Below are 21451 nucleotides of genomic sequence, written 5' to 3' on the forward strand. Positions count from 1 at the left end.
GAATTACTTTGCTTTTTAATATTAATTAAATATATTCGTAATAAACATTACAATCAGGGCAAGATAAGATCTTGCTGCTTCCTTCAGTTTATCCAGTGCACTTCGCATGTGATATTTCACTGTATGAATAGTGATTCCCATGATTTCGGCAATTTCTTCTTGTCTTTTGTTCTCAAAACGACTCAATAAAAATACCTTCCGGGTTTCTGGAGATAAGCCGTCAATCGTCTTCTGGATAATAGAATGTAGCTCTTTACCCTCTAAATGCTCAACCGGATTTTCGCCCAAGGACCATAAATCGCTGTAAATGACCAGGTCTTCTGACGAGCAGGCCGTTTCCCTTCTCACATATTCAAGCTGAAGATAATTGATACACTTATTGGCTACACTTCTGAAAAGGTAGTTCTTCAATGAGGTGTTAATTGTTATTTTAGAGCGGTTTTCCCATAGACTATACACCAAATCTTCTACTATAGATTCTGATAGATAAGAGTCTGTCAAATACCCTCTCGCTATCCGGCAAAGATCTGTATAGTAAGTTTTATAGATGTATCGGAATGCCTCCTCTTTACCCGATTTCAGGGCCTCGATAATCTCTGTTTCCAGTTTTTTTTCCATTATGTCTTTCAGAAATCGTATATTTGATTTATTAGTTAATATATTAAGGTGAATACTCACAGGTTCTGTTTCTCCGATGGATAATTCGGGGGCAAGGTATTGAAAAAATGTAAGATGACCAAACTCACTAATAAAAAGATGAGTTGAAGGGCTGAACGAATAAAAAAATCATTTCTCACTATACTTTTTATTAATCTGGCTGTCATATTAATGAATAGGCCAATAAAGCATATTTTAACCTGAATCTCTATGAATGGTAAAAAGAAGGATTGTAAAAGAGCATAGCGCGACACTCTTTTTTAAGTTATAAGGTATACAAACAGCTGTTTTAGTTTAGTCATGCAGGATAAAGATTGTTTTCAGGAATAACAGAAAATAAGCTATTTCTTATTTAAATAATATTGTATGAAGAAACTACATTTTCTATTAAGCACATTCCTTGTGTTTATATTCACGTCATGCGGAGAAGATGAACTGAAAGGTGTTGTCTTATCCGAAGATCCGGGGTACGTAAAAGAACCATTGGTAGCCATACAGGCAGAAGATGGCACAGGGAACTGGATAAATGGTCTTATTGACCAGAACAGTAGGGTCATCGCCTTAGATTTTCGCATTTTGGACGACCAAAGTGCGGTGAATGTGAAACTCAAACTGGCGGATGAATGGGCAAAGCCCATTGATCCGCTCACTACTGATGCTGTACTGGACTTGAGCAGCGGTATCACCCGTATTAAAGTGAATGATGGAGCAGATGATATCGAATATACCATTTTCAGCACTTCTACTCAGCTACTTCGAGGCGTAACGGCTACTTGTAACACAGAGCAGGTTAGTGCTAACTTTATTAATGGCATCGCTTCGTTACGTTTCAAACAAAACACTGCATTTGCAAACGTAGTGTTGATGCCGACTTTGGCAGATAACGCAGAAATCATCTCTACGGATCCCGTCAGTCAAAAGGATGAAAACGGAAACCTGATTGTTGACCTAAGTAGCACACTTACTATTACTGTAAAAGACAATACGAACAACATGACTAAAAAATATCACTTGAGTGCTGTAAATGGAATTATTGACGCAGGGGTAAACTGGAAAAATATTACTGCTGATCTAAAAAGCCAACACAGTAGTATTTGTATTCCTGATTTCATGATTGTCTATGAAAATAAAAACTTGCATGGAAGGAGCGGTAATACGGGATGGTTGATAACTATTCCTGCCGGTAGAATAAATATGAAGGTTAGCTGGGATATGAATAAAGACAATGTAACATGGGCTGAACCCACTGCTCAACATCGTACAACAGCTATCATGAATGATAATATGGATTATTCATTGTTTGTTCCGGGATTGTCCGGGCAATTCTGGGTACCGATATTTTATAGCCTCGGGTGGAATGATAGTGGGCTGCTATCCGCACCGCGTCTCGGATATAACCTATCTACTTCTTTGAAGTATTGTCCGGGAACTCTGGGAATTACAGCTGATGGAAAAGCGGAGATTTCGTATGCAGAAGTGATAGATAATAACTTGTATAAGTTTACCAGCGGCGGAGCCGGCAAACAAGCTGCCAATGGAGTACAGTGGTCCCCAACCAGTGCTGTCAGTGGATATTCCTATCCGTTGCAAAAAGGGCAGATCATGATTGCCGGAGAAAATGCAGAACTTTACAAGACATTTGCCACTAATGAAGGAAGAAATACTTCGACCCGTAACAGAGGAATGGATGGAGCATTGTCAGGAAGTAATTCATGGGCTGCTAATCCGGTAAGCATTTGGACTTTTGATGGCAAGCCTGTAGGACGCCGGGCTGTCGGTATCACGGAAGAAGGAGACTTGGTCATTTTTGTAAGTAATCGTTTTACGAATTCTTATAACTCGGTAAAAGCAGCTTGGAATGTCTTTAGTGATGGCTCTTCTTTACGGGAAGTTGCTGTGGCATTGCAGGAAGTGGGTTGTACGGATGCCATTGTGTTTGGTGAGAACTATCATAGTCCTGTTGTTATTCGGGATGATAGTAGAGGGGTGCCTTTAGGAAAGGTAGCCGGTAGATACGACTGGGAAACGAACGGCAATGTTAAAAATGCGGATAATGAGGCTAGTTCGCAATCCTGGATAATGTTTAAATAAGAATATTGTAAAATAATGAGTTAGTAACAAAAGATATACACATAAAAACTTAAATCAATGAGTAAAATCATCAAATGCATGTTCTTCGTGCTATTAACTGCAGTTCTTCCACTGTCGGTTCATGCACAACAGGTGACCTTACATTTGCAGGACGTAACGGTGCGCAAAGCGTTCCGGGAGTTGGAGGTCAAAGGAAATGTATCCTTAGTATATGAGAAAAATGATGTGGACCTGACCCGTAAGGTAACTGTAAAGGTAGATAATCAACCGATAAGCAAGGCACTGGATCAGATTCTGAAAGGGCAGGAGTTGATTTATAAAATAAAAGATAATCATATTATTATCACCCGGCCTGTCGTTCAGAAATCGGATAAGAAACGGCGTATCAATGGTGTCATCAGCGATGTCAATGATGAATTGTTAATTGGAGTATCGGTATCAATTCCCGGTACTAATATTGGCACGGTGAGTAATATGGAAGGGAAATTTGAACTGGAAATACCGGAGGACGCTAAGAAATTGCAAGTGTCTTATATCGGTTTTGACACGCAGGAAATTTCATTGTCGCCCGGCAAGACGACATTCAACATTGTAATGGGAGAGAATGTGAAAATGCTTTCAGAAGTAGTAGTGGTTGGTTATGGCACGCAAAAGAAGGTGAACCTGACCGGTTCGGTTGCTACGGTAAATTTGGAAAAGGAATCACTTTCCCGTCCTTTGGTCAGTGCTTCGCAGGCGTTGAGCGGTATGACAGCCGGTTTGCAGGTGATGCAAAGCTCCGGGACTCCATATAATGAAGGCTTTTCTTTCAATATTCGGGGAGTAGGTACCCTGAACAGTTCTTCACCACTCGTGTTGGTGGATGGGATGGAACAAAGTCTGAATAATGTAGATCCCAACGATATTGCTTCTATTTCCATCCTGAAAGATGCGGCCTCGTGTGCTATTTATGGTAACCGAGGGGCAAATGGGGTTATTCTGGTTACTACCAAAACCGGACAAACAGGAAAGGTCAGCGTGTCCTACAATGCTACTTTTTCACTGAATCAACCTACCAAACTGATAAAAACGGTATCTAACTACGCCAAGTATATGGAATTGATGAACGAAGCTGCTACTAATATAGGAGAATCTGCTCCTTTCAGCGACATTACCATCAATCAATGGCGTGAGGCAGAAAAAGATCCGAATGGCATTTCGGCTTCCGGCTATCCTAATTATGTAGCTTATCCTAATACAGATTGGTACGATGAGATATATAGTAACGACTGGATGATGAAACATTCGCTTTCCGTCACTGGACAGGAGGGACGTACCGGATATAATCTTTCTATATCTTATACTGACAATCCGGGATTAATCAAGGATACCGGATACCAACGCTATTTTTTGCGTGCCAATGTTTATTCGGATATTACTAAGTGGTTACGTATTGGTACTCGCGTATGGGGGTATCACACTGACCAGAAGAAAAGCGATACCGGTTCACTCACCAATATTAATACTCAAAAGATGATACCGGGCGTATATCCATATTATGACGGAAAATATGGTGCGCCAGAAGCGAACGAGGAAGATCCGCAATCTCACAATCCTCTGTGGGACATGGCGCAATCGGAAGGGCATATCAAGAACACGCAGTTCTTCACTACTTTCTATGCCAACGTGAAGTTTCTGAAACACTTCTCATACGATGTTAATCTGAACTATAAGGATTATCGTTATGAATCGATGTCCGTAAATACGGATTATGGGAAATATAGTTTTAGTACAGATCAGTGGATAGCTGCCCCCAAAGATCCTGCCGATTTGTATACCCGTATGGCGTATGTCCGTGAGAACCACTGGAAATTAACGCACTTGCTCAATTATAACCAGACTTTTTATAAGCATGATATTGGTATGTTATTGGGCTTTGAAGAAGAACGTTTTGTCAAACGGACTACCGACACTGCCAAACTTGGATTAATAGATTCGTCTGTGGGTGATCCAAGTTCTGCTACTACTCCTTCTTCCATAGGTGGTACAGGTGAGGAATTTACATCCCGTTCTTACTTCGGTCGTATTAACTATGCTTTCGACAGCCGTTATTTATTCGAGGTTAATATGCGTTATGACGGTTCCTCCCGTTTTGCTCCGGATAATCGCTGGGGGCTTTTTCCATCTTTCTCTGCCGGGTGGAGAATCAGTGAAGAGAGATTTATGAAAGGACTTCCTATCGACAATCTGAAATTACGTGCTTCGTGGGGTAAGTTAGGGAACAATGCGATTGGTAACTACGAATGGCAGGCTGTATACAACTCGGCAAAGTACGCGTTTGGAGGTAGCCTTAATAATGGTTTGGCAATTACTTCTATTTCCAACAACCTGTTGGAGTGGGAAAGTACTGCCATTACGAATATTGGTATCGACTTTGCAACTTTAAGAAACCGTCTGACGTTTGAGGCTGAATTTTATAATAAAGTAACGGATGGAATCTTATATCGCCCTGATATGTATATGTCTCTCGGGACAGCCAGTGGCCCTCGTCAGAACATTGCGGAAGTGACTAACCGCGGTATTGAAATGACCCTGAATTGGCAAGACCGTATCGGTAAAGTAGAATATCGTGTATCCGGTAACTTTGCCTATAACCAGAACAAGGTCAGTAAATACAAAGGAGAGTTGCAGCGTGGCTGGGTGACAGATGAAAACGGGAACCGTATTTATCAAACCAATATCGGTGATGTCTCTACCGGAGGATCTACCCGTGTAATAGAAGGTAAAATGATTAATGAATACTATATGTTGCAACCATATAAAGGTAATGGAAACGGCTTTAACGCAGATGGAACAGTCAATATCAACGGTGGTCCGAGAGACGGAATGATCCGCACAGTAGACGACATGAAATGGCTGAATGCCATGGTAGGGGCAGGGTATAAGTTTTATCCGCGTCAGAACGTCAGTAAGAGTGGCATTTGGTATGGTGATTACATCTATGCAGACTTAAATGGCGACGGTGTATATGGTAATGACGCTGATAATGAGTTTCAGGGATGTTCCAATGTGCCCAAGTATAACTTCGGTCTGCAGGCAAGCGCTAATTGGAAAGGCTTCGATTTCTCCATGAACTGGTCCGGTGCGGCAGGTTTCAAGATTTACTACTATCGTTTGGCATTGAACAGCAGTGCTACCATCAAAGGATATGCTATCGGGGAAGCAATAGCAAACGATCACTATTTCTTTGATCCCAAAAATCCCAATGATCCGCGCACGAACTTGAGTTCAAAGAATCCTCGTTTGACAAATAACTCCGGTAACGACCAAAGTGGTATGACACAGTCATCAGTACATTTGCAAAAAGGGGATTATATTAAACTGAAGAACCTGACTATCGGATATACATTGCCTGCTGTCCTGTCGAAAAAAGTATATGCACAGAATATCCGTTTCTTTGCTTCCGGTGAAAATTTATTTACCATTACCGGGTATGAAGGAATGGACCCGGAAATGCGTACCGCAGTGGGATATTCTACTATGAGACAATATGCATTCGGTGTAAATATCACTTTCTAAACTTACTCTAAAACGATTTTATGATGAAAAACAAAATAAAAATATTTCGGAAATTAGTAAGATGTGCATCTATTGCCTTGCTGTCTTTCTCTATGGCTGGATGCGGTGCGGACTTTTTAGATACTACTCCTACCAATAACATAAGCGGTAGTAGTATCTGGACGAAAGCAACTTTGGCCGAACAGGCTGTTATCGGCGTATATAATGTCTTTCTGGATCAATATTGTCCTAACTCCGGCATTTTGGATTCGCACCGGATTCCATGGGATGCTTATTCTTCTGTGATGGATACAGACAAGAACTGGATTAAGCGAATGCCTAATTGTACAGGAGCAGCTACTCCCTCAAGTGGCCTGTTCAGTGATATTTATAAACGTTTTTATACTTTTATCTATCGTGCTAATGATGTGATAGATAATATTGGTCAGGTTCCTGATATGTCGACCGGAGAGAAGCAACGGGCTATCGCCGAATGTAAATTCTTGCGTGCATTTGCTTATATGCGCTTGAATATCTTGTATAAAGGAGTGCCGTTATATATGAATGCAATCACGAGTCCTGAAAACGGTAACAAAGCCCGTTCTTCAGAAGCGGATGTTTGGGCGGCTATACTCCAGGATCTGACAGATTGTGTGAATGAACCCAATCTACCGGGTAAATATAATTCGGGTGACTCTAACTATGGACGGGTAACCAAAGGAGCTGCTTATGCATTACGCGGACAAGTATATATGTGGCAGAAGAATTGGGAGGCGGCGGTTGATGATTTTAATTCTGTGGCTGACTGTGGCTTCGGGTTATATACTAAGGCCGGTGCTACCAGTTATAAGCAGTTGTTGAAAATAGCAAATGAACAATGTGAAGAAATGATATTCTCTGTGCAATGCATCAAGCAATATGGCTACTCCAATACAAGGAACATCACTTACGGCAACCGTTGTACAGCAGGTTCTATGTGGAATAACTATTTGCCTAATCCGCATTTTGTAGAATCTTTTGAGACGGCGACCGGAGAAAAGTTTAATTGGGATAACTACTTGCCGGGCTATAGTGCGATGAAAGAAAAAGAACGTGTGGTGTTTTTTCTACGCGATGGACTGTCTGCGGCGGAAAAGGAACGTATGGCTGCCTATGGGGCCGATATGAGCAAATATCTGGATAGTGGCAATGAAGCACGTATCAAAAAAGCTTACGAGAGCCGTGATCCACGTCTGCAAATGGCTGTCATTACCCCTTACGCACAATACAATGGTGCTTCTTCTGGAATAGCTCATACTTATACATTGCGTTGGCCTTATCGTGGCTCGGACAGTGCAGAGCCTTTTGATATCCGTACTGATACAAACGATAAGTTTTACTATCTATGGAGAAAGTTTGTACCTGAAGGTCTGGAACAGACAGAACGTGATACTTATGGATTGGATATTCCATTAATACGCTATGCGGAAGTATTGCTCCTGAAAGCAGAAGCGCTAAATGAATGGGGAAGTACCCATGAAAGCGAAGCAATCAGATGTGTTAATGAAGTAAGACGTCGTGCAGGGCATGTCGAATTGAATAATGCAACTTATCCTGCTACGAAAGTTAACGGGCAGAGTGATTTGCGTGAACGTATCCGGAATGAGTATTACTGGGAAATCGGTGGCGAAGATTCCATGTATTTCCATGAATTGCGTTGGGGAACGTGGAAAGATAAGAAGTTTGATAATAATCGTAACGGTCTGATGCAGATGTGGGGTGAAACGACTTATACCTGGTACTGGTTGGGAGATCAGTGCTGGAGCTGGCCTATTCCTGCTAAAGAAATGGAAATGAACTCGAATTTGGAACAGAATGAAGGTTGGATAAATTAATCTTAGTTTTAACTAATAAAGTATATATGAAAAAATTATCTTTTTTAATTGCAACAGCATTGTGTATCATGGCATGTTCCGGTGGCTCTGACGAACAACCGGATGGGCCGGGTAACGGTAATGGAAATGGGGGTGGGGGGAGTACACCTAACCCTGTTTCATTCTCCAATCCTATAGTCGGCAAACAGTTGCCTGATCCGACAATAATTCATGCGGCAGACGGGAACTTTTATTTGTATGTTACCCAACAGGATAATATCTATATTCCGATTTACAAATCTACTAATATGACACAGTGGACTTATGCTGGGGCAGCCTTTCTGCAAAAACCGAACTGGCAGCCGGACACTCGCTTATGGGCTCCGGACATTAACTATATCAATGGCAAATATGTGCTCTATTATACTCTCGGGCACTGGGACTTGCCTAAGAATAGTTGTATCGGGGTGGCGGTCAGCGACTCTCCTGTAGGACCTTTTACGGATCACGGAAAACTTCTTGACTACAATTCTGGTACTATGCAGTGCATCGACCCTTGTTATTTTGAAGATAATGGTAAGAAGTATCTTTTCTGGGGAAGTTATAATAGTACTTCTAAAGGCTATGAAGGAGGTATCCGTTATGTAGAGTTAAGTGCTGACGGTCTATCCATTAAAGGTGCTGTTTCCGAAAAGATAGCGGGTCCTTCAATAGAAGGCATCATGGTTCATAAACGCGGGAATTATTATTATCTATTTGGCTCTACGGGTAGTTGTTGTGAAGAGGAAAGAAGTACGTACCGTGTAGTGGTGGGGCGTTCTAAAAATATCGAAGGTCCTTATGTGGGTAAAAACGGTACTGTGATGAAAGAAAATAGTAGTTATAATGAAGTAATTCTACAGGGTAATAACCTGTTTGCCGGAACCGGGCACAATTCCGAAATTATCACGGATGACGAGGGGAACGACTGGTTCTTCTATCATGCTTGGCAGAAAGCGAAAATAGATAATGGTCGTCAACTGATGTGTGACCGCATACAATGGAGCAGTGATGGCTGGCCTTATATTACTAATGGCACACCGGCATCCGTATCTCGTGCACCTGTATTTAAAAACGAAGAAGAAAAAGAGTAACTTATGAAACTATTCAACTATTTATTGGCCGGGATATTGTGCGCTTCTGCTATTGCTGTCTCGGCGCAGCATCGGGCTGATCCCCAGAAGCTGGTCGATCCGGAATCCTTTTCTATGATTTTGCTTGGTGATCCACAGGGGTATACCAAGTATGATATTAACCAGCCGCTTTTTGATCTTTGCACTGCATGGATTGCGGACAACATAGAACCACTTAAAATTAAAGCTGTCCTTTGTACGGGGGATTTGGTAGAACAGAATGACAACAATGTGTTAAACCGTAAGATGCTAAATCAGACCAGTCGTGAGATGTGGGAGGCAGCGTCGCAGGCTTTGAAAAGACTGGATAACAAAGTACCTTATATTATTGCCGCAGGCAATCATGATTATGGATACAAAGCCGCAGAAAACGGTCGTACTTATTTTCCTGATTATATTCCTTTTGAGCGTAATTCTACCTGGCGGAATATCTGTGTCAGTGAATTTCCTAATCGTGAAGGCAGGGCGTCTTTAGAGAATTCGGCTTTTGAGTTTGATGAGCCGGGATGGGGAAAGATTTTGGTCATAGCAGTAGAGTTTGTGCCTCGTGATGAAGTGCTGCAATGGGCGAAAGATTTGGTAAACAAGCCGGAATACAAGAATCATAAGGTGATTTTTATCACTCATTCTTATCTTAATATAGGTAATAAGCGTGTTACGAAAGATGGGTATAAGATTTCTCCACAAAACTCGGGGCAGGCTATCTGGGAGAAACTTATTTATCCTTCTTCCAATATCCGTCTCGTACTTTGCGGACATGTGGGAAAAGGTACCGGTGAATATGAGAATAATGTGGCTTATCGGGTGGATAAGAACAGTGCCGGGAAAGATGTATCACAAATGACGTTTAATGTACAATATGTAGGAGGTGGTCCGGAAGGGAACGGAGGGGATGGCTGGCTTCGTATTCTGGAATTTATGCCGGATGGTAAAACGATTAAAGTACGTACTTACTCTCCTTTGTTTGGAATTTCAAAATTGACTAAGCATTTGGCGCATCGTACGGCACCGTACGATCAGTTTGATATTATATTGGAATAACTTGACCTAGTAAAAATACTCTTAATAGAAATAATGTAGATGAGAAAAATTATATGCTCTTTAGTGATACTTATTAATAGTGTTTATCTATTTGCACAGTGGAAACCGGTTGCCGGACGAATTATGACGGAATGGGCGGCGAAAATAGATATTGAAAATGTACTGCCCGAATATCCCCGTCCAATTATGGAACGTGCTGACTGGATAAATCTGAACGGATTGTGGAATTATGCTATTTCTCCGGTAGGTCAAGCTATGCCACAAAGTTATGATGGCCGGATTTTAGTTCCTTTTGCTGTAGAATCCAGCTTGTCCGGAGTGGGGAAAAGCCTTGGGGAGAAGAATGAACTCTGGTATCAACGTCAATTTTCGGTTCCTTCCAAATGGAAAGGACATAAGATTTTATTGCATTTTGGGGCTGTTGACTGGAAAGCGGATGTTTGGGTAAATAAGGTAAAGGTGGGACAACATACAGGAGGATTTACTCCTTTTTCTTTTGATATTACGCCTGCCTTGTTGAATGGGGAAAATGAATTGATCGTGAAAGTGTGGGACCCGACTGATAAAGGTCCTCAACCCAGAGGAAAGCAGGTTAGTAAGCCGGGAAGTATTTGGTATACTCCAGTCAGTGGTATTTGGCAAACTGTTTGGCTGGAACCTGTGCCAATCCGGTCGATTGTCAATGTCAAGACGACTCCTGATATTGACAGGAATAAGTTGACAGTAGAGGTTATGACAGATCATCAGATGCTTTCAGATAAATTGGAGGTGAAGGTATTAGAAGGAAAGCAGCTGGTGGCTGTAGGAAGTTCCGTAAATGGTATTCCGGTTGAAATTGCTATGCCGTCTGATGTAAAGTGGTGGTCGCCGGATTCTCCGTTTTTATATGATATGGAAATTTGTCTATATTCAGAAAATAAGTTGATCGATAAGGTTAAGAGCTATACTGCCATGCGTAAATATTCAACGAAACGCGATAAAAATGGAATTGTGCGTCTACAATTGAATAATAAGGACTTGTTTCAGTTTGGTCTTTTAGATCAGGGCTGGTGGCCGGATGGCTTGTATACGGCACCTTCGGATGAGGCTTTAGTATATGATATTCAAAAGACAAAAGATTTTGGATATAATATGATTCGCAAGCATATAAAAGTAGAGCCTGCCCGTTGGTATACGTATTGTGATCGTTTAGGGGTTATTGTGTGGCAGGACATGCCGAGTGGAGATAAGAATCCCGAGTGGCAGAATCGGAAGTATTTTGAGGGAACAGAATTTAAACGGTCTGCTGAATCAGAGGCTATTTATCGTAAAGAATGGAAAGAAATTATCGACTGCCTTTACTCTTATCCTTGTATTGGCACATGGGTACCTTTCAATGAGGCTTGGGGGCAGTTTAAAACCCCTGAAATAGCAGAATGGACAAAGCAATATGATCCTTCCCGTTTAGTGAATCCTGCCAGTGGAGGTAATCATTATACCTGTGGTGATATGCTCGATTTGCATAATTATCCCGGTCCGGAGATGTATTTATATGACGCACAGCGTGCAACTGTACTCGGAGAGTATGGAGGAATTGGTTTAGTGCTGAAGGAGCATCTTTGGGAGCCGAATCGTAATTGGGGGTATGTTCAGTTTAGTACTTCCAAAGAAGCTACTGATGAGTATCTGAAGTATGCTAATATGCTGAAGGATATGATTGCACGTGGATTCTCGGCTGCTGTTTATACACAGACTACAGATGTTGAGATCGAAGTGAACGGATTGATGACATACGACCGCAAAGTAATAAAACTGGATGAACAGAAATTGAAGAGGGCAAATACGAAAATTTGTGAAAGTTTAAAGTAAGAAGCCGGATTAGCTATTTGGCTGAACAAAAAACTCATCTGTAATAACTCGAATTATAGATACTGTTTGCAATATTATATAATTGAGAAGAGGGTATCTGAAAATGAAGTGACCCCTAAAAGTTAGACAAAAAATTTTAGGAGTCACTTCATTTTCAGATACTTTCTTAAAGAATGAGATGTGTCAATATTTTATTAATCTTATAGGCCCTAATAATCCAGAAGGTAGTAATGCCGAATCAGATTTGAAAAAATGGTAGGATGTATAATATTGGGGAGTTACACCTTTTTGTTGATCACCTATTAGTCCATTTCTCCAAAGGTTGGTGACTTTTATTTCCAGAGTATTTTCTCCAGGATTGATTGCAGCGGTTATATCAACAATAAAAGGAGCTTTCCAAAATGTGCCGCATATTTTTCCATTCACATAAACCTCTGCAATATTTTTAACTGATCCCATATCAAGTAATAGCTTATCCGATTTTTTATAATTCTCCGGTTTGATAATAAAAGAGTTAGTATAAGTAGCAGTTCCAGAGAAGTATCGGATGGAAGGAGATGAGTAGTCGGTGAAGGAAACTAAACTATCCATTAAAAGAGATTCGGAATTTCCTATTTTAGGTTGAAATTTTACAGTCCAGTTAGAATCAATTGTAGTTAATTCTTTTTTGTGAGGTAAAGGAATCTCTTGTTTTATACGTTTAGTGGGTTTTATAAATACAACGAATACAGCATCATTTTGTACCATTGAGAATTTAACAATAGTCCGTCCGTCCTTCATCTCATAAGAAACATCCTCTGAAAGTCCGGTTTCAGGATGCCAAATTTCAGGTTTCAATCCAGATACCCGAAAAGAAACTTCCGTATATAACTCTTTATCAGAAGGATTACTGACCCAATAAATATGACCATGATCAAGCAAGCGGTGTCTGTATTTTAAAGTTATATGTTTATTATTGCGGTATATAAAGTCCGGTTGCACACCTGTTGATTCCAGGATTTCTTCTATAGGAGTATCGGTATAGACGTTTTTTCGGTTGGTATGCCAGATGGAAGTTACTAACGCTTTAAATTCATCAGCATTATCCAAATTGCTTCCGCGAAAAATAGGTTCTCTGCCTAAAACAGCAACACCTTCTTCTACCAAAGATGCTATTTTTTTCAATACTTTGAGTGACATTACTTTGGTATTCTCTCCTAATATTAAAATAGAATATTTTCGTCCGGAAGGAGCTAACAAGCACTTCTTGTCCATCTTGATATCATGCACAAATCCATATGGGTCAATAAAGTCGTATTCATATCCTGCAGGTATGTCCGGAAGAGTATGTGCATATAAACCTGTAATACAATTATCTTCTCCGTAATAGTATAAAATGTCTGCCACATTATTACCTTGTTGAAGCATATAACTACTGCGCGCAAGATAATCTATCCATACTTTTGCTTGTTCAGCCCAAGTTTCATGGCGGTTAAACCATTGCCCGTATTGTATTAATCCAAGTCCCGGTATTTTATCATCCACAGGCTGGTGCGATGTCTCATGAATAACAAAACGATTTAATCCGTTTGCTAAAGCTTTATCTGCGATAGGCTTAATGTTTTCTGGACAACATGCATATGCATGGTGGGCTATAGCAGAGCCAAATTCAGCTGCTACAATGTTTTGTCCATAGATATGGGCGACTGAAGCGCTTTCTCTAATATCCGCTTGTCCCATCTGTTGTGATGAACAGGCACCGGAATTAGGCATCCAAAGTGCTGCCATGGGGAATGTTGCCGTTCTTTTTATTTCCATTCCATCACCTACATATACTCTTCCGTTTTCGTGAGCTTCTGTATATCGTCCTTTTAAACCATATTCTTTTACAATAGAATTTATGCGGTCATAATTTTTACGATACAATTCTGCGATAGCCAGGCGCCAATCGCGAAGAAAACACTCGCTTTCACTTGTGTTTTCTATGATTTCGCCGGTTAAAACAGGCAACCAAGGTAATAAATCATATCCATATTTATGCTTAAAGAAGCTAGGTAACGATGGGGTCCAAGTCTGCCAATGCGCTTCGTAACTATCCGTTATAATATATTGGATTCCGCGTTTTCCCATAAAACCGCCGGCAGCTTCTTTATACATATCCATATAAGTGCGAAAATATGAAAGCCAACTTTCCGGATCAAGTTTATCCACTTCTAAACCGGTAGCCTCGGCTGGGGCAGGATGATTGCGTTTACCTGTAAGTGAATAGCCGAAACGGTAAATGCGCCACTTCCCTTCTGGGACATTCCATTTTAAAATGCCGTTCGAGTCGAGCTTGTTCGTTAATATAATAACATTTTTTTTATCAATGGGAGTATTTGTTTCCGGTGTTGGATAGTTCATCAGGTCGTGCGGAGAAGAAAACCCCGCTTTCTCTTCTGTGTGATTTATCTTTACAGTCGGGTGTAATACAAATTCTGGTATTTGAGTACCCGGAGCATTGTTTGTAGGATTAGGAACAAGTACCCGGAAATAACGTGCTGTTGTTTCCGGAATAGATATGGTTTGCTGAGCATTACCTCCATCCGGAATTCCGCAAACCATCCGATAATCAACCCCATTGTCACTACATTGTAGAAAATTTACTGTTTGAGGAGATTCTGAACGCCATTCTGTACGCAAACGGCCACTGACAAAAGATAAAGCTCTTATCGTTTGCGGTTTGGGAAAAGAATATTCTATCCAACCATATTTATCAAATGGGTTGAACGGTAGAAGCTCGGCATTTGTAAAATCTCCGTCTGTAAGTTTATGTAGTGAGAAATTACCACCACTTGAAGTTATTTCAGCATCTAACTCATTTAACGATAATTCTTCGCTTGGCAATCGTACGGCAATCGTGGCAATATCTTCGTAATATTCGGTATAGTTGTTCATGTTTCGTATGGGGATATTTTGAAATTCCCCTGTCGTGGTATATGGGCTTGGTAGTTTCCCGGAAAACATTTTTTGACCTTCTACCGTGAATGTTCGCCACACTAGTTTTTTCATAGCATTTTTAGGATTTACCCAAGGACCTCCTGTTGAGCTCCATCCTGGAGCACTGGCTATACCGACTTCCATATTTAAAGAGTCTGCTAGATGGATGGCATAGCGGAAGGCTTTTTTCCATTTGGGAGTCATGTATACAAGCCGTTCTTTGACAATCGGTTTGGTATACAAGGAAGCGTCAAATTGATGAAATCCTCCTATTCCGATCCTATTCATCCATAATAAGTCTTTATAGATTCCTTCTTCCGTAATATTACCGTCCATCCAATGCCACCATACTCTTGGTTTTGCTTCTTGTGGTGGATTAATAAATCCCTTGTAGATTTCGTGTTCGGAAGTCAAAGCAGATGCGTGTGTCTTTATTGAATATAAGGTTAGGATATAAGAAAACAAGAGTATTGTTACTATAGGGATATTGTTAAAGTGTTTCATATAATTATAATCGTTAAAAGTATGTTTGAAATTCTAAGTTTCTCGCAGAAAGAAGAAGTGCTTTTTCTGTAAGAAACATGAATCACATAAAATGTAGAGGGGTGTGTTAAATTAACGTATTACTCCCCAAATAGTCTCTGCAATCATTTGCATTCCTTCATCATTGGGATGCGTTATGATAAAATCTTGAGTGATTACATATGGCTTCTTATTTATGTCATAAAGTGTATCGCCTATTTGTGGGCGGACATTATATAGATTATCTATCCAATAGAGTGGCACGTAAGTAAGATCGTTGGTTCGTGCGGCATGAATGATGCTCCGTTCTTTACTGTCGTTTTTCCAGAAACAACCGGTAATAATAACACGCTTTGCTTTGCTCTGACAATATTTCACAAGTCGTGAAATTGCATCTGGAAAAGTGGTAACATCTTGTACATTTTCACCTAAACGTATAATAATGATATCTTTGTTTTTGCAATAAGATCCAATTAGGGAGTCAATATCGCATGATAGATTACGCTCCCAAGATGCAATGTTTAAGGGGGTGACAGTTGAGTTCGGATGATACTTACAAAGCATCTTTTCCAATTGATGGCAATAGTCATATTCTATATTGGAAGCAGCCATACCCCAATCGGAAAACCATTCGATATCTTCTTTTATCGGATGTTTTGTAATAGAGTTTCCTAAACAAAGGACCTGTAGCGGGTCATTGACATTATGCGGTTGTTGGCAGGCGATAAATAACCCTCCACAAATAGCTGCAAATAGTATCTTTTTTATTTTATTGTATTTTTTCATTGTTATAACACGATTAATATTCCGTAATGGCTGGTTCTCCTTCAAGCCAGGCTATCATATTTAGTACTTTTTATAAGGTTCGGACATGGCATGGAATGTTTGTGGTATCCATACCCTGTAACGCCCATTGGGATTCCAATCATTGCCAGAAGAAGAAAAGTCGCAAAAATTGATAAGTTTGGGAGTCTTGTTTTCTACGTTTTCTAAATCCGTACCCAATACGGCAGGAACTGTAAGTGTGATCCAAGGGAAGGTTCCTGTTTTGTTTTTTTTAATTTTCGCTTGTATTACACCTTGATTGTTACACTTAATGGTTGCACATTCGTCTATATCACCATCGTTGAAACGACTGTCTCGTGCGAAAAGTAAAGGACCGCGTACTATGGCTTGAGAATTATTTAGTTTTACGACTTTGGTTTCTATCTTGAAATCAAGTGTCACCTTATCCGCATTTTCCCAGATACGTTCTATGTATAGGTAGCCTCCTTTATGCGTTATTTCCTGCTCCTCTCCATTTATATAGGCTTTCATCTTTTCTATTTGAGTCGGTATACGTAACGCAAGCGTGAATTTCTCCTTTTTTTGTACTCCTATGTTTACATTTACCTTACCATGTATAGGATAATCGCTCTCTACATTTAAATGAACTTTATTTTTTTTATTTAGTGAAATAGTGGCCTGTAAAGGTAAATAGAGGTTGAGATAAATGTGGTTGTCTTTTATTGTACAAGCCGTTTTGGGTATTAGAGCAAACCCTCTTGGTCCATTGGCGTTACAACAATTTATATGCATACCACATTGCTCTTCGCCGGGTTGTCTTCGACCTTCCAATGGGCTGTATTTAGAGATTTGACTGCCGTCATTTTTCATGGTTGCCATCAAAGCGTTGTACATGGTGTGTTCAAATTCTTCTGCATAGAACGAGTTGCCGGTTTTGCATAGCAGGCGATGACATAGTTGCATGTAAGTAAATGTGACGCAAGTTTCCATGGTATGGTATGTAGGCAATGTTTGTTTCTCCTTTCCTTTATACCAGCATTCAAAAGCGGCTCCTGAACCTGCTATATTAATCTCATCTTCTTGGATATTGTTTACTGCTTTCTCTGCAATTTTTATGTAAAAAGGATCATTTACTATGGTGCCAAGTTCTATCAGCCCTTCATAACATGACATCATTTCATAAGCTTTCTGACCATTTTCGAATGACCACCAAGATTTTGGAAAAGCGGAACGCTCAGAAACAGGAATGTTTTTCAATGTTTTAGTTATCAGTTGAGAACTCCCTTCCCGTTCGATAGAAGAAACAATGCTTTTGGCAAAAGATAAATATCGGGGATTTCTGGTAATATCGTATAAATAAACCACAGGCTCCAAAATGGAGCAACTGGCCATGCCTAAATAATAACCGGTTGCAGCAATATTAATATTATGTATTTGTAATTGTTCCATGAGATGGTTTATCAGTCGTTCAACTGCATTCAAGGCTTTTTTATCGCCGGTGAGCCTATAATAAGAAAGCAAGGAGAGCGAAGTGTATTTTCTTCCCCAAATATCCCAATTGGTCAGTTGTGCTTCTCGTTTGTAATTTCCTATATATCCATCACTTGTTTGGGTATTCATGAGCTTTTCTACGCTGTTTGTTATCAAATTATACAATTCTTTATCCTTTGTATATTGGTATGAAGCTATTGCCCCGAGTAGCCATTTTCCGAAAAATTCAGATTGCCAGAGATGATCCTCGTTTCGATGCTTGAAAGGCTCGATTAGGTGGTCTGTATTTTGGGATTTTACTCGATGTTCTATGCAGGTGTTAATGCGATTGCCGATATAGCCATCAATATGAATATTTTCTATGTTATATTCTTGAGAGAGAGCTGGTAGTATATTGAGTATACATAATCCGATAATCCATTTTTTATAGTTCATATATTTTTGAGTATTAATTGTTTTCTGCAAATTCATTTGTCATATGTATTGTGTTATGGTAATATTTTTGTGTGCAAATTTGACAAAAACTATACTGGCAACTGTTTTTAACTATTAACAGCTGTCGGCAATCGAATGTGTAAACAGAAGTGAGGCCCCTTCTTGGTATGCAGACGTTTGCTAGTCTATGGGCACTCACTATGTCAGGCTCACGTTAATTTGTCTTCATTATAATTCTGCTTTTATCATAATAGGATAATGATCGGAAGAAAATCGTCCTTGACGCGCATCATCCGTAATGGTTTCAAAGGAGAGAACTTTAATGCTTTTTTCCACTAAAATATAGTCGATTCGATGTTCTGGGTTGAAATCGAAATTCCAATAATGCAAAGTGCCTGCAGGACCTTTCGGGGTAGTCTCTGATATGCTATAAGAATCTTTGAATAGTCCGGAATTTAGAATAAAGGAAATAGGTTCTTCATCTGGGTCACAGTTTAAATCACCGGTACAAAAGTAAGGCAGATCTCCTGCTATTTCTTGTACTTTCTGAACAAGTAACTTTGCGGAGTTGACGCGTGCTTCATTGCTGACATGATCAAAATGCGATGAGAAGAAGAAAAAATATTTGTCCGTCTTTTTATCTTTGAATTTACCCCATGTGCAGATTCGGTTGCAAAAAGAGTTCCAACTTTTAGACGGCTTGTCCGGAGTTTCTGAATACCAAAATTGTCCATGATATAATAATTCCACTCTTTCTTTTTTGTAAAGAATAGGGCAGAACTCTCCAGCTTCTTTTCCATCGTCACGACCTGTACCTATGTATTCATATTGTTTTAATTCTAACAGATCATTCAGTTGGTTTAAAAGACACTCATTAACGCCAAAGATATCAAAATCATGTGATGTGATGATTTCTTTTGCCATTGTCTTTCGGTTTGCCCAAACGTATTGTCCATCTTCAGGTGTGTCATAGCGAATATTGAATTGGGCTACGCAAAGAGAGTTGGATGGCGTTTCATTGTTAAATGGAGGCATTTCTAGTTCATCTTCTATTGTTGAATTGGAGCAACCAATAAAAAAAAATGAAAGAAGAAAGAAGTTGTAAATGAAATTTCTTTTAGAGTTCATAGGTCTTGTTTTAATTATTAGTATTTTATAATTCCATATATTAGTGAGATGGTAAGTTTGAAAATGAATTCAGGTGAAAAAGCGGAGTTATTGCATAAATAGAGAGTTAAAACTTGCATCCTTGCAATAGCTCCACTTGATTTCCTATTGAATATTTTCGACTAAAAATTTAAGCCGTCATCCCAGCCCGGATTTTGCGTAAGTGCACCATTTGTGATGAGACGTTCATTAGAGGGTATTGGGTAAAAATAATCACGTTGTTCATTCCAGAAAAGCGTGAGGCCTTTATGAGGAGATAGATAACCTTTATTTCCATCAGAAAGTTTAATGTCGGAATCTATCTTTAAGTATGTTATACCTTGTGCATTACCAGGCTTTGTGTCTGTATAAAGACAAATATCGTTTTGTCCGTCACCGTTAAGGTCATATTCGCCGGGAGATGGAAAATACATACCCAATATGGCTTGTTTCATGTTTTGCCCGGCTTTCCAGCGCAGGATGTCATCATAACGAAAATGTTCAGAAAGCAATTCGATTGTTCTTTCACGACGAATTTCCAAGATTACCCCTTGATTAGCGCCGGAGACATTTGGGTAGCCGGTAGTGTTTGCTAATAAATAGGGGTCTGGATTTGCATTGGCTGTTTTCATGATGAGATGGGGCATTCCTACACGGTCGCGCAATTTATTGATAGAAATATCCAAATCGTCTTGAGTTAATTGGTTGATTTCAGCTAAAGCTTCTGCATAGTTAAGGTAAACTTCTGCAAGTCTAAAATAGAAGAGATCAATATCACTTTTTCCTCCTACTGCTTCATCTTCATATTTAATTAACTGATATCCGGTCACGCAAGCATTAAGGTCTGGAATATTTTTTCTGTTTGATACTATGGGCTGATAACTTGGGGTACAAATAGACTGTGCAAGACGTGGATCACGATTTTTGCATTCATCTACAAAAGTCATAGTTTCCCAATTGGGATTGTCTGTAAACCGGGAACCATCATTCATCAGATAACTAGCTATAATTTTTCTAGTCACTCCAGGACGTCCTTCACCTACGCTTGTGTGATATGTACCAACTGTATTGTATATATCATACGTTAAATTATAATTTCTTGCCATAATTACTTCCGTTGTTGGAGCATTTTGTGAAGTAAAGAGTTTTCGGTATGCCTGGTTCGTTCCACCTTCTGTATATAAGGTATAATTGCTTTCCTTCATTAATTCTCTAGAGGCTGTTATAGATTCTTGCAAGAAAAAATCGGCATTAGTGCTAAGATTTAAATTGTGGTACTTTCTGAATGTGCCTTCAAAAAGGCAAACTCTGGATTTAAGAGACAATGCTGTCCACTTTGTTACTGTATAAACAGAAGGCGTTGTAGAAAGATTGGTGATGGCAAAATCGAGATCTTCCAATATATTTTTCATGACCAATTCTCGAGAGTCTCTCGGTTTGTTTAATTGGTCTGTTTCAGAAACGAATAATTCTGTGTCATACCATGGGACATCCCCAAATCTTTTTACCATTTCGAAATAAAAATATGCTCTGAAAAAACGGGTTAATGCTTGATAACGTGTCCTGACCGTTTTATCCTTACAATTGACAGAGTATTGCAATAGAGTGTTGAAACGCCGTAAGTATCCCCATTCCCAGCCTCCTCCTGAAGCTGGAACTGTACGGGAGTCTGTTGCCGCGCTATTGGGAGTACTATGAGTTATATTATCGGCATCATCTTTATAAAGATCTCTGTCTTTGGGGAGAGAATTGTAGAAATTTGTGCTAAAAGCCTGTAAATCAGCTTCGGTAGAAAAGAACGTTTCTGGAGTGATTTTGTCTTTCGGCGTTACATCAAGTAAATCATCACATGAACTAAAGCTCAGTATAAATATTGAAGCTGCGATGAGTAAGAATATGTTATTTTTCATATAG

The 21451-nt window shown here is 39.7% G+C and carries 12 protein-coding genes; 6 read left to right on the forward strand and 6 right to left on the reverse strand.

The window, feature by feature from the left end:
* Positions 1-21 precede the first annotated feature (21 nt).
* The gene (locus HMPREF9009_RS04750) at positions 22-618 is read right to left on the reverse strand and encodes an RNA polymerase sigma-70 factor (protein WP_049701581.1); all 597 of its coding nucleotides are present in this window, start codon (positions 616-618) and stop codon (positions 22-24) included.
* A gap of 405 nt (positions 619-1023) precedes the next feature.
* Between HMPREF9009_RS04750 and HMPREF9009_RS04755 the strand changes: the two genes are divergently transcribed.
* The 6 genes from HMPREF9009_RS04755 to HMPREF9009_RS04780 are packed head-to-tail and all read left to right on the forward strand — an operon-like array spanning position 1024 to position 12199.
* A complete protein-coding gene (locus tag HMPREF9009_RS04755) occupies positions 1024-2748 on the forward strand; it encodes a hypothetical protein (protein WP_004310928.1) in 1725 nt (574 codons plus the stop codon).
* Between the two features lie 57 nt (positions 2749-2805).
* The gene (locus HMPREF9009_RS04760; protein WP_049701582.1) at positions 2806-6306 is read left to right on the forward strand and encodes a TonB-dependent receptor; all 3501 of its coding nucleotides are present in this window, start codon (positions 2806-2808) and stop codon (positions 6304-6306) included.
* A 20-nt stretch (positions 6307-6326) separates the two neighbouring features.
* The gene (locus HMPREF9009_RS04765) at positions 6327-8159 is read left to right on the forward strand and encodes a RagB/SusD family nutrient uptake outer membrane protein (protein WP_369798421.1); all 1833 of its coding nucleotides are present in this window, start codon (positions 6327-6329) and stop codon (positions 8157-8159) included.
* Positions 8160-8185: 26 nt separating this feature from the next.
* Positions 8186-9271, forward strand: a complete 1086-nt coding sequence (locus tag HMPREF9009_RS04770; RefSeq protein ID WP_004307466.1) for a family 43 glycosylhydrolase — start codon at positions 8186-8188, stop codon at positions 9269-9271.
* A gap of 3 nt (positions 9272-9274) precedes the next feature.
* The gene (locus HMPREF9009_RS04775; protein ID WP_049701584.1) at positions 9275-10351 is read left to right on the forward strand and encodes a metallophosphoesterase; all 1077 of its coding nucleotides are present in this window, start codon (positions 9275-9277) and stop codon (positions 10349-10351) included.
* Between the two features lie 39 nt (positions 10352-10390).
* Complete coding sequence (locus HMPREF9009_RS04780; protein ID WP_049701585.1) at positions 10391-12199, forward strand: glycoside hydrolase family 2 protein; 1809 nt, start codon at positions 10391-10393, stop codon at positions 12197-12199.
* Positions 12200-12382: 183 nt separating this feature from the next.
* Here HMPREF9009_RS04780 and HMPREF9009_RS04785 read toward each other — a convergent pair whose 3' ends face one another.
* The 5 genes from HMPREF9009_RS04785 to HMPREF9009_RS04805 all read right to left on the reverse strand — a co-directional run bounded on the left by HMPREF9009_RS04785 (position 12383) and on the right by HMPREF9009_RS04805 (position 21447).
* Positions 12383-15661, reverse strand: coding sequence for a glycosyl hydrolase (locus HMPREF9009_RS04785; RefSeq protein WP_004324296.1), 3279 nt, complete (start codon positions 15659-15661; stop codon positions 12383-12385).
* 111 nt (positions 15662-15772) lie between these two features.
* On the reverse strand, positions 15773-16465 hold the full coding sequence (locus HMPREF9009_RS04790) for an SGNH/GDSL hydrolase family protein (RefSeq protein ID WP_225473440.1): 693 nt from the start codon (positions 16463-16465) through the stop codon (positions 15773-15775).
* Positions 16466-16525: 60 nt separating this feature from the next.
* Positions 16526-18427, reverse strand: coding sequence for a beta-L-arabinofuranosidase domain-containing protein (locus HMPREF9009_RS04795; RefSeq protein WP_225473442.1), 1902 nt, complete (start codon positions 18425-18427; stop codon positions 16526-16528).
* A 192-nt stretch (positions 18428-18619) separates the two neighbouring features.
* Entirely contained in the window at positions 18620-19519 is a 900-nt protein-coding gene (locus tag HMPREF9009_RS04800) for an endonuclease/exonuclease/phosphatase family protein (RefSeq protein ID WP_004324299.1), read from the reverse strand.
* Between the two features lie 161 nt (positions 19520-19680).
* A complete protein-coding gene (locus HMPREF9009_RS04805; protein ID WP_008998194.1) occupies positions 19681-21447 on the reverse strand; it encodes a RagB/SusD family nutrient uptake outer membrane protein in 1767 nt (588 codons plus the stop codon).
* Positions 21448-21451 lie beyond the last annotated feature (4 nt).

The organism is Bacteroides sp. 3_1_13 (assembly GCF_001185845.1).
GTDB classification, from domain to species: Bacteria; Bacteroidota; Bacteroidia; order Bacteroidales; family Bacteroidaceae; genus Bacteroides; species Bacteroides xylanisolvens.

Excerpts from the sequence above, each read along its gene's own strand:
- HMPREF9009_RS04795 (WP_225473442.1), bottom strand. The coding sequence starts at position 18,427 with ATGAATTTGCAGAAAACAATTAATACTCAAAAATATATGAACTATAAA.
- HMPREF9009_RS04765 (WP_369798421.1), top strand. The coding sequence starts at position 6,327 with ATGATGAAAAACAAAATAAAAATATTTCGGAAATTAGTAAGATGTGCA.
- HMPREF9009_RS04760 (WP_049701582.1), top strand. The coding sequence starts at position 2,806 with ATGAGTAAAATCATCAAATGCATGTTCTTCGTGCTATTAACTGCAGTT.
- HMPREF9009_RS04775 (WP_049701584.1), top strand. The coding sequence starts at position 9,275 with ATGAAACTATTCAACTATTTATTGGCCGGGATATTGTGCGCTTCTGCT.
- HMPREF9009_RS04770 (WP_004307466.1), top strand. The coding sequence starts at position 8,186 with ATGAAAAAATTATCTTTTTTAATTGCAACAGCATTGTGTATCATGGCA.
- HMPREF9009_RS04750 (WP_049701581.1), bottom strand. The coding sequence starts at position 618 with ATGGAAAAAAAACTGGAAACAGAGATTATCGAGGCCCTGAAATCGGGT.
- HMPREF9009_RS04805 (WP_008998194.1), bottom strand. The coding sequence starts at position 21,447 with ATGAAAAATAACATATTCTTACTCATCGCAGCTTCAATATTTATACTG.
- HMPREF9009_RS04755 (WP_004310928.1), top strand. The coding sequence starts at position 1,024 with ATGAAGAAACTACATTTTCTATTAAGCACATTCCTTGTGTTTATATTC.
- HMPREF9009_RS04780 (WP_049701585.1), top strand. The coding sequence starts at position 10,391 with ATGAGAAAAATTATATGCTCTTTAGTGATACTTATTAATAGTGTTTAT.
- HMPREF9009_RS04790 (WP_225473440.1), bottom strand. The coding sequence starts at position 16,465 with ATGAAAAAATACAATAAAATAAAAAAGATACTATTTGCAGCTATTTGT.
- HMPREF9009_RS04785 (WP_004324296.1), bottom strand. The coding sequence starts at position 15,661 with ATGAAACACTTTAACAATATCCCTATAGTAACAATACTCTTGTTTTCT.
- HMPREF9009_RS04800 (WP_004324299.1), bottom strand. The coding sequence starts at position 19,519 with ATGAACTCTAAAAGAAATTTCATTTACAACTTCTTTCTTCTTTCATTT.